Source organism: Cellulophaga fucicola, from assembly GCF_900119145.1.
Classification (GTDB): Bacteria; Bacteroidota; Bacteroidia; order Flavobacteriales; family Flavobacteriaceae; genus Cellulophaga; species Cellulophaga fucicola.
Window position 1 is genome coordinate 230,933 of sequence record NZ_FPIY01000001.1, and the last position, 11,986, is coordinate 242,918.

An 11,986-nucleotide genomic window follows, 5' to 3' on the forward strand; every position below is an offset into this window, starting at 1 on the left:
ATTATATATGGAGTACCTTCCCAACATTATTTTCTTACTGGTATTAGTTGCTGGTGTAGGATTTTTTGCGAAAAATGTTAAAACACTTTCCCGTAATATTAAACTGGGGAGAGATGTAGATGTAAGTGATAATAAACCCTTGCGTTGGAAAAATATGGCACGTATTGCCTTAGGACAAACCAAAATGGTTGTGCGCCCTATTCCAGGTATTTTACACATTATTGTGTATGTTGGTTTTATTATAATTAACATAGAGGTATTAGAAATTGTTATAGATGGTTTACTGGGAACGCACCGTATTTTTGCTCCACTTGGTGCTGTTTATGATGTGTTAATTGGTTCTTTTGAAATTTTAGCGTTCTTGGTAATTGTTTCTGTTGTTATTTTTTGGATTAGAAGAAATGTAATTAGGGTTAAACGTTTTATGAACCCAGAGATGAAAGGTTGGGCTAAAAAAGATGGTAATCTAATTTTGTACATAGAATTGGTATTAATGGTTCTATTTCTAACAATGAATGCAGCAGATTTTCAACTACAAACTATAGATGCATTACATTATGTTAAGGCAGGTTCTTTCCCTATTAGTCAATTTATAGCACCAATATTTGGAGGTATGTCAGAGGCTAGTTTAATAGTTGTAGAACGTTCTGCTTGGTGGATGCATATTACAGGTATTTTATTGTTCTTAAATTACTTATACTATTCTAAACATTTACATATTCTATTAGCTTTCCCTAATACGTATTACGGTAAAGTACAACCAAAAGGGCAGTTAGATAATTTAGCAGCTGTAACAGCAGAGGTTAAAATGATGATGGATCCAGATGCAGATCCTTTTGCAGCACCAGCCGAAGGAGCAGAAGATGCTGGAGAGCCAGATAAGTTTGGAGCATCAGACGTTACAGATTTAAATTGGGTACAATTGCTAAACTCATATACGTGTACAGAATGTGGTAGATGTACAAGTGAGTGTCCTGCAAACCAAACAGGTAAATTATTATCTCCAAGAAAGATAATGATGGACACTAGAGATAGATTACATGAAGTAGGAGAAAACATAGATAAAAATAAAGGCGAGTTTGTTGCAGACGGTAAACAATTATTAGGAGATTATATTACTCCAGAAGAATTGTGGGCTTGTACATCTTGTAATGCTTGTACAGAGGCTTGTCCTGTAAGTATAGATCCATTATCTATTATTATGGATATGCGTCGTTACTTAGTAATGGAGCAATCTGCAGCACCATCAGATTTAAATAATATGATGGGGAATATAGAAAATAACGGAGCGCCTTGGCCATTTAATCAAATGGATAGGTTAAACTGGAAAAACGAATCTTAAATAGAAATCCAAAATATTTATGAGTAACGAATTAAAAGTGCCAACAATGGCAGAGTTATTTGCCGAGGGTAAACAACCAGAAGTATTATTTTGGGTTGGCTGTGCAGGAAGTTTTGATGATAGAGCTAAAAAAATCACCAAAGCATTTGTAAAAATATTAAATAAAGCAAACGTAAGTTTTGCTGTTTTAGGTACAGAAGAAAGTTGTACTGGAGATCCTGCAAAAAGAGCAGGGAACGAGTTTCTGTTTCAAATGCAAGCCGTTACCAATATAGAGGTGATGAATGCATATGAAGTAAAAAAGGTGGTAACAGCTTGTCCTCATTGTTTTAATACAATTAAAAACGAATATCCGGGATTAGGCGGTAACTACGAGGTTGTTCACCATACACAGTTTTTAAAAGATTTATTAACTGAGGGAAAAATAACAATGGAAGGTGGTCAATATAAAGGAAAACGTATTACTTTTCACGATCCTTGTTACTTAGGTAGAGCAAATGGTGTGTATGAAGCACCTAGAGATCTAATACGTAAGTTAGATGCAGAGCTTGTAGAAATGAAAAACTGCAAGAAAAAAGGATTATGTTGTGGTGCAGGTGGTGCTCAAATGTTTAAAGAACCAGAAAATGGTAGCAAAGATGTTAATGTAGAACGTACGGAGCAAGCATTAGATACTAAGCCAGAAATTATAGCAGCTGGTTGTCCTTTTTGTAATACAATGATGACGGACGGTGTTAAGAGTAAAGAAAAAGAAGGAGATGTAGAAGTTCTAGATATTGCAGAACTTATTGCTAATGCAGAAGATTTGTAAAATAATCTTTTAGGTAGAATGGAAGTTTTTAAATATTAAACGTCTATTTACTTTTAATAAAAATATATATGCTAGTAGATTTTAAAGAATTGTCAGACACATCTCGTGTTTGGATATACCAGGCCAGTAGGTCTTTATCAGATCAAGAATTATTAGAAATTGAAGAAGGTTTGAAATCTTTTATTGTAGACTGGACAGCGCACGGTAGTGAGCTTACTGCTGGTTACGAAATTAAGTACAAACGTTTTATCATTTTAGCACTAGACCAAACCAATGCATCTGCAACAGGTTGTTCTATAGATGCATCTGTACATTTTATTCAGTCTTTAGAGAAAAAGTACGAGATAGATTTGTTAGATAAAATGAATGTCTCTTACAAGCAAGGAGAATTTATTGCATATAAGAATTTAATCGACTTTAAGAAAATGGCAAAAAATAAGTCAGTTTCTAAAAAAACCATTGTATTTAACAACTTAGTGGCTAATAAGCACGAGTATGTAAATCATTGGGAAGTTCCAGCAGAAGAAAGTTGGCACGGTAGATTTATGGTTGTATAAAAATAGTTTCCCAAGTCTTTTTTTTTACTTCTTCTATCTAAATAGAACAAAGTTCTTAACCTAAAAAGTTTACCCAAGAACAAACCTGTTTTACCCTAATTTATGCGGTTATTTTTATCAATTTCTTTATTCTTTTTTAGTTTTTTAGTAGTTAATGCTCAGGAATTAGATTCGTTAGTGCCCACTGTAGATCCTTTACTAACTAAGGATTATGTTTTGCAAAAAAGATGGGTAGATGACCAGTACAATGCTATGACTTTAGATGAAAAAGTTGGGCAATTGTTTATGGTTAGTGTAGCGTCTGATCAAAGTAAACAAGCAACAGCTAAAATTAAAGAGCTTGTTACTAAAGAACATATTGGGGGAGTTATATTTTCTAAGGGAGGTCCTATTCGTCAGGCTAAATTAACCAACACATACCAAAAAGCAGCAAAAATACCGTTACTTATTGGTATGGATGCAGAATGGGGTTTGGCTATGCGTTTAGATTCTACTTACGCGTTTCCTTGGAATATGACCTTGGGAGCAATTAAAAATAATGCTGTTGTAGAAAAAGTAGCAGAACAAATAGGTAAACACACCAAACGTATTGGTGTACATATAAATTTTGCGCCAGATATAGATATTAATACAAACCCTTTAAACCCTATAATAGGAAACAGATCTTTTGGAGAACAAAAAGAAAACGTAGCTAAAAAGGGGATTGCTTTTGTAAACGGATTTGAAAAAGCAGGCGTACTGTCTAGCGGTAAACATTTTCCAGGTCATGGAGATACAGCAACGGATTCTCATAAAACCTTACCTGTCATTAATTTTACTAAAGAAAGATTAGACAGTATAGAGTTATATCCATTTAAAGAACTTATAAAACACGGAGGTTTAAGTAGTGTAATGATTGCACATTTAAATATTCCTAGTTTAGAAGAAAGACCAAATTATCCGTCATCTTTATCAGAAAATATAGTAACTAATTTATTGCAAGAAGAATTACAGTTTAAAGGCTTAGTTTTTACAGATGCTTTAAATATGAAAGGTGTTGCAGACCATACAGATCCAGGAGACGCAGATTTAACAGCTTTTTTAGCTGGGAACGATATTTTATTGATGCCTTTAGATGTTGCAAAAGGAAAACAGAAAATAATAGAAGCTTTTAATTATGGTGTTATTTCTGAAGAGCGATTGGCACATTCAGTTAAGAAGATTTTAAAAGCGAAATACAAAGCAGGTTTACACAAGCACAAACTAGTAAATCTTAAAAATTTGTATGAAGATTTAAATACATTAGAAAATGACTTAGTGTATGAAGAAGCAATTGAAGAAGCAATTACGGTTGTAAAAAATAAGCTAGATTTAATTCCTGTTGTAAAACTAGAGAATAAAAAAATTGCATATTTAAGTTTAGGAGATGCGTCTGGGGATGACTTTTTACAAGAGCTAAAAAACTACACGACTATTACAGAAGTAAAAGAGGATAACTTACAAATACTGTTGCAAAAATTAAAGCAGTTTAATATTGTAATTCTTGGGCATCACAAGAGTAATGGTAGTCCTTGGAAATCGTATAGATTTTCTCAAAAAGATTTAGAAATAGTAAAAGCAGTATCGGCATTAAGAACATCTAACTCTATCTTGGTAAATTTTGCAAAGCCATATTCACTTTTAGATATAGATATGTCTGCTTTAGATGTTGTGGTAATGGGATACCAAAACAGTACCTTGGCACAACAAAAAACTGCACAATTACTATTTGGAGCAATAGGAGCAAAAGGCAAGTTGCCTGTTTCTATAAGTTCTAAATATCCTGTAGGTACAGGAGTTAAATTTGAGTCTCTAAAAAGATTAGGGTACGATTATCCTGAGCGTGTAGGCTTAAGTAGATACGGCTTACAGAAGATAGATACTATGGTCTTGGCTGGTATAGATTCTTTAATGTTTCCTGGAGCACAAGTTTTAGTAGCTAGAAAAGGAAAAATAATTTATAATAAGAGTTTTGGTAAACCAACCTACGAGTCTACCGATAAAATTACAAACAACTACATATACGACTTAGCTTCAGTAACCAAAATTTTAGGTACACTACCTATGATTATGAAAATGGAGGAGGAGAATAAAATTACTCTAAACAATACCTTTAAAGACTTAAATCCTGCGTATGCAGACACCGAATTAAAAGATGTAACTGTTTTAAAAGCACTGTCTCATTATGGTAGATTACCTGCTTGGATAGCTTTTTACGTAAGTACACTAGATAAAAATAGAAAACCATCTAAGGAGTTTTATAGTAGTGAAGAATCTACAGATTACCCATATAAAGTTTTTGATCATTTATATTTAACAAAAGCCTATAAAGATTCTATTTACAATAGAATAGGTAGACAAGATTTAAAATCTAATAGATATAGGTATAGTGATGTAGGTTATTATGTATTTAAAAAGTACATAGAAGATACGTATAATGATGATTTAGATAAGTTGGTAGATGGTTTTTTGTATCAATCTATAGGAGCAAATCGTACAGCTTACAACCCTTTAGATAAGTTTTCTAAGGATATGATTGTACCCTCTGAAAAAGATAATTATTACCGTTATGCAACTGTACAAGGATATGTGCATGATATGGGAGCAGCAATGCAAGGTGGAGTGGGTGGCCATGCAGGATTATTTAGCAATGCCAATGATGTAGCAAAAATTATGCAAATGTACTTACAAGGTGGTTATTATGGAGGTACGCGTTATTTTAAAGAGCGTACTATTAAAAAATTTAATACCTGCTATTTTTGCGATGAAGATGTCCGTAGAGGGGTAGGTTTTGATAAGCCACAAATAAAAGGATCAGGCTCTACCTGTGGTTGTGTGTCAAGAAAAAGTTTTGGTCATAGTGGTTTTACAGGAACCTATACATGGGCAGATCCAGAAGAAGAAATAGTGTATGTGTTTTTATCTAATAGAACTTATCCTACCCAAAATAATAACCTTTTAGTTAAATCTGGGTTAAGAACAAGAATTCAACAAGTAATTTACGACTCCATACTAAATTAAAATAGTAATTTTGTTATAATGAAAATAGCTATAGTTTGTTACCCAACGTTTGGAGGAAGTGGTGTAGTTGCCACTGAGTTAGGAATTGCTCTTGCAAATAGAGGACATGAGATACATTTTGTAACGTATAGACAACCGGTAAGGTTAGAGCTTTTAAACGAGCGTATACATTTTCACGAAGTAAACGTACCAGAATATCCATTGTTTCAATACCAGCCATACGAGTTGGCTTTATCTAGTAAATTAGTAGATACAGTTAAGTTTTTTGGTATAGAAATGTTACACGTACATTATGCAATACCGCACGCATATGCGGGGTATATGGCAAAAAAGATGTTAGAGGAAGAAGGAATTTATATTCCAATGGTAACAACACTACACGGTACAGATATTACATTGGTAGGTAAGCATCCGTTTTACAAACCAGCGGTAACATTTAGCATTAATAAGTCTGAGGTTGTTACGTCTGTATCAGAAAACTTAAAGCAAAGTACATTAGATCTTTTTCATATAAAAAAAGAAATACATGTAGTTCCAAATTTTATAGATAAAACTAATTATAACGCAGATTATACAGATTGTCAACGTTCTTTAATGGCAAATGATAATGAGCGAATTATAACGCACATAAGTAACTTTAGAAAGGTAAAAAGAATACCTGATGTTGTGCAAATATTTAAACAAATACAAGATAAGACTGCAGCTAAATTGGTCATGGTAGGTGAGGGGCCAGAAAAAGCAAAAGCAGAGCAATTAGCAGAAGAATTAGGTATAAAAGACAAGGTTGTTTTTTTAGGAAACAGCAACGAGGTAGATCGTATTTTATGTTTTACAGATTTATTCTTATTACCATCAGAAACAGAAAGTTTTGGTTTGGCAGCTTTAGAAGCTATGATGCATAGAGTACCTGTAATCTCTAGCAACACAGGTGGTATACCAGAAGTTAATGTAGATGGCGTAACTGGTTATATGAGTAATGTAGGTGATGTAGATGATATGGCATTAAATGCATTAAAGATTTTAAAGGACGATGAAACTTTAAATAGATTTAAGGATAACGCAGAAAAAGAGGCGCATAAGTTTGACATCGTAAACATTCTTCCTATGTATGAAAAAATCTATGAAGATGCCTTTAAAAAGTACTATAAAAATTTGCATCAATAAGTTTTGTTAAATACTGTTACACATCGATAAAAGTTGCCCTTTATAAGGTTTTATTGGGTGTAGTTTTGTAACTATCTAAATTAGTTGACTTATATCTAAATTTTATGTTTTATGCTTCTTTGTGTTAGATTATCAGTACTTTATGTTTTTGTCTAATTGATAAGAACTAGCACTAAATGAATACCTTTTTTTAATATTAGGAAAAATAAAACAGAGACTTTAGAAAAAGAGAATATAAATATAACTTTTAATTTAAGATGCTTTTTAATTCTATAGATTTTGCAATTTTTTTGCCGGTAGTGTTTATACTCTATTGGTTTGTTCTTAATCGTAATTTAAAAGCACAGAACTTATTATTATTAGTTGCCAGTTATGTCTTTTATGGTTGGTGGGACTGGAGATTTTTATCTTTAATAGCGTTTAGTACTTTAGTAGATTATACCCTTGGAGTTCTTTTAGGAAAAGAAGAAAAAGAAAGTAAACGAAAAATCTATTTATGGATAAGTGTTATTGTAAATCTTGGATTTTTAGGTTTCTTTAAATACTATAACTTCTTTGTCGAAAGCTTTGTGGATGCATTTACTTTTTTCGGTCAAGATATAAAAGTAGGAAGCCTTTCTATTATATTACCGGTAGGTATTAGTTTCTATACTTTTCAGACTTTAAGTTATACCATAGACGTTTACAAACGAAACCTAGAACCAACAAAAAAGTTTATAGCCTTTGCAGCTTTTGTTAGCTTTTTTCCGCAATTAGTTGCTGGTCCTATAGAAAGGGCATCAAATTTACTGCCTCAAATACTTAAAAAAAGAACCTTTAATTATTGCGAAGCTAAAGATGGGTTACGCTTAATGTTATGGGGTTTGTTTAAGAAAGTGGTAATAGCAGATTCTTTATCGCCCATAGTAAATGATATTTTTTCTAATTATAGTACCTTATCTTCTCCGGTATTAATTATGGGAGCTGTTTTCTTTGCTTTTCAGATTTACGGAGACTTTAGTGGGTATTCAGACATAGCTATAGGTACATCAAAACTATTTGGAATAGAATTGATGTCTAACTTTAAATTCCCTTACTTCTCTAAGAACATAGGAGAGTTTTGGAGACGCTGGCATATTTCTTTGTCTACTTGGTTTAGAGATTATCTTTATATTCCGTTAGGAGGCTCTAGAGGCTCTAAAATGGTTGGAATAAGAAATGTATTTGCTATTTTCTTGGTAAGTGGATTTTGGCACGGAGCAAATTGGACATTTATTTTCTGGGGACTTTTTCACGCATTATTATTTTTACCTAGTTTTTTAATAGGAACCAATAGAAAATATGCAGAAGTTAAAAACACCCGTTTAAATGTGTTGGCAATGATATCTAATGTATACAGAACATTGCTAACCTTTATATTAGTTACAATTGGATGGGTCTTTTTTAGAAGTGAAACTATTACAGACTCTTTTAGTTATTTAAAACGAATTGGATCAAGTTTTTCGGGAATACCATACATACATCCTAATGGATATAGATTAGTAGATTATATAGTGCTACTTGTATTTTTTATAGTTTATGAATACATTATAAGAAATAATGAGAGAAAGCCAATTGGCTTTAAAAATAGATATGTTCGTTTGTTTGTTTATATATTATTGGTGTTTTTAATGTTGTTGTTTTATGACGATGGTGTAGATAGATCATTTATTTACTTTCAATTTTAGAAGTATGAAAAGAGTTATATTAAAATTTGTAATATATAGTTTAGTGCTAGTTCTTGCTTTAGAATTGTTAGTTCGTGTTTTTCATTTACATAATGAAAGACCAGAACGATATTTAGATGAGTATGGCGTTGAAAAATGGGTGCCAAACCAGGAAGGATATTCTGTTACAGGAAATAGAAAACAAAATGTGGGAGCATACAGAATTAATAATTTTGGATTTAATTCTGTTTATGATGATTATACAGTATCTAAAGACAGTATAGAGGTCGCTATTGTTGGAGATTCGTTTATTGAAGGATTTCATCAAAATTATACAAACTCAATTAGTAGAAAGGTAGAAAAAAAGTTACCCAATATAAAAGTATTAGAATTTGGATATGCAGGCTATAATTTATCTGAAGAGTTGAATTTAATAGCATCTTATAATCATCTGTTTAAAGATATAGATAGAGTAGTTATTTATATGAGGTATACAGACGATTTAATTACAGGGGAATATAAGGTATCTGGTAGATTATCTTTAGATACACCGGTAAATAGATTGCTTAAAAAAAGCAAGTTAATTGTCTATGCAAAAGATATAGGTGCTTTTGACCCTATTAAAGATAAAATTGCAGCGACAATTAACTTTGTAAAGGGTGTAAAAACACCTGAGGTAAAAGAAACTAATAAGGATGCTATATATCTTGCGAACTTTAAAAAACTAATAAAAACATATAATTACGACAAAGAAAAAAATGTTTTATTGTTAGATTATAGTCTTTGTTCTAGTGAATTTTTGAGTTATTTAAAACAAAACAACTTTAAAACAATTGATTTTAGTTCCGATTTTATAAAGAGTAAAGAACCTAAAACTTTAATCTATGATCAGCACTGGAATAATCTAGGAAGAGAAATTATAGCAGACGAAATTGTAAATTACATTAAAAATGAAAATATTGAGTTAGTGAAATAATAGTCATTACTATTTTATTTTTTGCTAACTTTTTGATATTCATTTTCACTTATAATTAGGTAATTGTTCTCTGCTATTAGATATATTTTTATAGTATCTACGTGTTTTGTAGTTGTATAAGCAAAGTCATACATATATTTTTTTAAAAAATTATAGTCCTTAGTATCAATTGCAATTTCTTTTGAACTATTTAAATTAAATTGTTCTGTACCTTTGGTTTTTGTTATTGCCGAAACGGTAATGTTTTCATCCGCTTCTTCAAATTGTTTGCTTTTTAGAAACTTGGTTTTAAGGTTCGGAATTATTTCATTTATTTTTTTCGCCTTTAAATTTTCTTTAAGCTTTATTTTAAAGATCTCTGTTTTTCCTTTAATCTTAGACAGGAGACTAGCTTTAGAATAGGTTATATGGTGTTCAAAATTATAAATTGTATCGCTCCACCTTCTTTTGTAATCCATACCGCCAACTCCCATTTCATAAAGCACATAGTTGTTAGTACAACACCATTCTACTTGTTTGTATATTTCAACATGGCCTAATCCAAATTTAGAATAGTTAATATCGTATGAAGAAATGGTACTAAATAACATTTTACCAAAATGATAATTTAAAGAGATTTCTATAGGTTTGTCTTCATCATAAATAACAAAAAGGGAAGCTTGTTTGTTTTTTATTTTCTCGTAAGTTTCATCTAGTAAAATATCCCATTTATAGAGTTCTTTGTTTACTTCATTTCGCTGCTTAAATCTATTTATAATCATTTCTTTTAACGAGTTAAAAATAAACTCGTAAGTATCTTTAGAAATTTCACCGTAATACAATTTGTAGGTTATAGAAAAACAAGCTTCTAATCTATTTACATACCTACGAATTATACTTCTGTATTTAGATTTAAATTGACGTTGTAAATAAGTGTCAATTGTAGAATCTGAATTTAAATGTATAGCATAACCCCAATTGTTCTGAGCTATTATTTTATGCGCTATTGTTGCGTCTTTTATATGTAGTTTAATATAACTTGGCACCAAACTTAAAGATAAGTTCTTAGTGTTTATATCATTGTTAATAGTAGTGTTCTCTATCTGCTCGTTAAAATAGTTAAGAGAAGTAACTACAGAAGGGATAGAATTACCTTTGAATAAGTGTGTGTTAAATATTATTTTATTGGTTGAAGTCATTGAAACTTATTCTAAATATTTATGATGATTTAATACTTATTTTTTGAGTGTTTTTTTCTCCCTTTATATAATAAATGCTAGCTAATTTAGTGTCTTTGTAAACGCTAATGGCTGAGTTTTTTTCAAAATTTTTGTGTAAAAAATCATTTACATAAAATAAGAGGTTGCTGTATTCTTTATCTAAATAATTAATCTTCACTATTTTTTTATCTTTTGGTATAGCTACGCCATTAGTTATAATGTAGGTACTATTGTTTTGTGCGTCTTTTTTATTAGATAATCTATATTTAAATTTAATATATTTTCCATATGCTAAATGAAATTTCATTTTTTTTAAAAGAGCTACCATTCTAAAACGAAGCTTATGAAATACTATCGTTTTTTTTGCTTTTAGTGTAGCTATTATAGATTTAGAATTATATATAATATGCTCTTGGTATAGGTATGTTTTATTTATCCACTGACGTTTATGAAAAAAGTCTCCTCTTCCCATATCAAATAACTTTATACCATTGTCATAACACCAGCGTAAGTGTTTTATGGTGTTTAAATGCCCTAGATTATACATGCTATAATCAACATCAAAACAACTATTAAAGTGAAGCATTGTTTGTCCGTCTATAAAATTTAGCGTAATATTTATGGGTTTATCTTTGTCATAAATTACATAGATGCTTGCTTTTTTTTCAAAAATCATTTTAAACATTATTTCTTCATAGTAGTTTAAATATGGTAATTCAAAATTATGCTCTTCTTTTTGGGTAAATCGTAAGGCCGTTATTCGTTTTAATTCTTTAAATAACCTTTTATATTCTATTTCTTCAATTGCTCCATAGTACATAGTATATGTTGGCGCAATAGATAAGTCTAGTCTGTTTTGGTGTCTTCTAAGCTTGTTTGTTCTAGATTTACCTACTTGGTCATTTAAAAAAGCATCACAGGTGTTGTGGTCACCAAAGTAAACAGCATAGCCGTTGTAAAGAGGAAAACTAATTTCTTTTAAGTTTGTCTCTTGTATTGTAGTTTTTATGTCTAAATAATTAGGAATATCATATACAATACACGTTTCTATATTATATGTTTTATCTGGAGTATCAGTAGTTTTATAAACAACGGTTTTTAGGTAGTTATTTGTTATTTTATTGTAAAACCACGGAAAAGTCTTGTCTTTAAAAAAGAGATCAAGAAAAAAAGAAAATCTAGTGTGTGGTTCCAAATTGTTTAACATAAGTGT

The 11,986-nt window shown here is 30.8% G+C and carries 9 protein-coding genes; 7 read left to right on the top strand and 2 right to left on the bottom strand.

Features of this window, described 5'->3' with window-relative positions:
- The first annotated feature begins 7 nt into the window (after nucleotides 1-7).
- The 7 genes from BT107_RS01055 (at nucleotide 8) to BT107_RS01085 (ending at nucleotide 9,574) form a co-directional block, all read left to right on the top strand.
- The gene (locus BT107_RS01055) at nucleotides 8-1,342 is read left to right on the top strand and encodes a 4Fe-4S dicluster domain-containing protein (RefSeq protein ID WP_072301905.1); all 1,335 of its coding nucleotides are present in this window, start codon (nucleotides 8-10) and stop codon (nucleotides 1,340-1,342) included.
- Between the two features lie 19 nt (nucleotides 1,343-1,361).
- Complete coding sequence (locus tag BT107_RS01060; RefSeq protein ID WP_072301906.1) at nucleotides 1,362-2,153, top strand: (Fe-S)-binding protein; 792 nt, start codon at nucleotides 1,362-1,364, stop codon at nucleotides 2,151-2,153.
- Nucleotides 2,154-2,221: 68 nt separating this feature from the next.
- Nucleotides 2,222-2,710 carry an ABC transporter ATPase gene (locus tag BT107_RS01065; RefSeq protein WP_072301907.1) on the top strand — a complete coding sequence of 163 codons (489 nt, stop codon included), beginning with the start codon at nucleotides 2,222-2,224 and terminating at the stop codon, nucleotides 2,708-2,710.
- A gap of 102 nt (nucleotides 2,711-2,812) precedes the next feature.
- Entirely contained in the window at nucleotides 2,813-5,749 is a 2,937-nt protein-coding gene (locus BT107_RS01070; RefSeq protein WP_072301908.1) for a serine hydrolase domain-containing protein, read from the top strand.
- A gap of 18 nt (nucleotides 5,750-5,767) precedes the next feature.
- Nucleotides 5,768-6,913, top strand: a complete 1,146-nt coding sequence (gene bshA, locus BT107_RS01075) for an N-acetyl-alpha-D-glucosaminyl L-malate synthase BshA (RefSeq protein WP_072301909.1) — start codon at nucleotides 5,768-5,770, stop codon at nucleotides 6,911-6,913.
- Between the two features lie 257 nt (nucleotides 6,914-7,170).
- On the top strand, nucleotides 7,171-8,619 hold the full coding sequence (locus tag BT107_RS01080; RefSeq protein WP_072301910.1) for an MBOAT family O-acyltransferase: 1,449 nt from the start codon (nucleotides 7,171-7,173) through the stop codon (nucleotides 8,617-8,619).
- Between the two features lie 4 nt (nucleotides 8,620-8,623).
- On the top strand, nucleotides 8,624-9,574 hold the full coding sequence (locus tag BT107_RS01085) for a hypothetical protein (protein WP_072301911.1): 951 nt from the start codon (nucleotides 8,624-8,626) through the stop codon (nucleotides 9,572-9,574).
- Between the two features lie 14 nt (nucleotides 9,575-9,588).
- On the opposite strand, the gene BT107_RS01090 is transcribed toward BT107_RS01085, so the two are convergent.
- A complete protein-coding gene (locus BT107_RS01090) occupies nucleotides 9,589-10,752 on the bottom strand; it encodes a GNAT family N-acetyltransferase (RefSeq protein ID WP_072301912.1) in 1,164 nt (387 codons plus the stop codon).
- A gap of 19 nt (nucleotides 10,753-10,771) precedes the next feature.
- Complete coding sequence (locus BT107_RS01095) at nucleotides 10,772-11,980, bottom strand: GNAT family N-acetyltransferase (protein WP_072301913.1); 1,209 nt, start codon at nucleotides 11,978-11,980, stop codon at nucleotides 10,772-10,774.
- Between the last annotated feature and the right edge of the window lie 6 nt (nucleotides 11,981-11,986).

What these genes read in the sequence shown, in the direction of transcription:
- BT107_RS01065 (WP_072301907.1), top strand. Translation starts at nt 2,222, where the DNA reads ATGCTAGTAGATTTTAAAGAATTGTCAGACACATCTCGTGTTTGGATA.
- BT107_RS01080 (WP_072301910.1), top strand. Translation starts at nt 7,171, where the DNA reads ATGCTTTTTAATTCTATAGATTTTGCAATTTTTTTGCCGGTAGTGTTT.
- BT107_RS01060 (WP_072301906.1), top strand. Translation starts at nt 1,362, where the DNA reads ATGAGTAACGAATTAAAAGTGCCAACAATGGCAGAGTTATTTGCCGAG.
- bshA (WP_072301909.1), top strand. Translation starts at nt 5,768, where the DNA reads ATGAAAATAGCTATAGTTTGTTACCCAACGTTTGGAGGAAGTGGTGTA.
- BT107_RS01070 (WP_072301908.1), top strand. Translation starts at nt 2,813, where the DNA reads ATGCGGTTATTTTTATCAATTTCTTTATTCTTTTTTAGTTTTTTAGTA.
- BT107_RS01095 (WP_072301913.1), bottom strand. Translation starts at nt 11,980, where the DNA reads ATGTTAAACAATTTGGAACCACACACTAGATTTTCTTTTTTTCTTGAT.
- BT107_RS01085 (WP_072301911.1), top strand. Translation starts at nt 8,624, where the DNA reads ATGAAAAGAGTTATATTAAAATTTGTAATATATAGTTTAGTGCTAGTT.
- BT107_RS01055 (WP_072301905.1), top strand. Translation starts at nt 8, where the DNA reads ATGGAGTACCTTCCCAACATTATTTTCTTACTGGTATTAGTTGCTGGT.
- BT107_RS01090 (WP_072301912.1), bottom strand. Translation starts at nt 10,752, where the DNA reads ATGACTTCAACCAATAAAATAATATTTAACACACACTTATTCAAAGGT.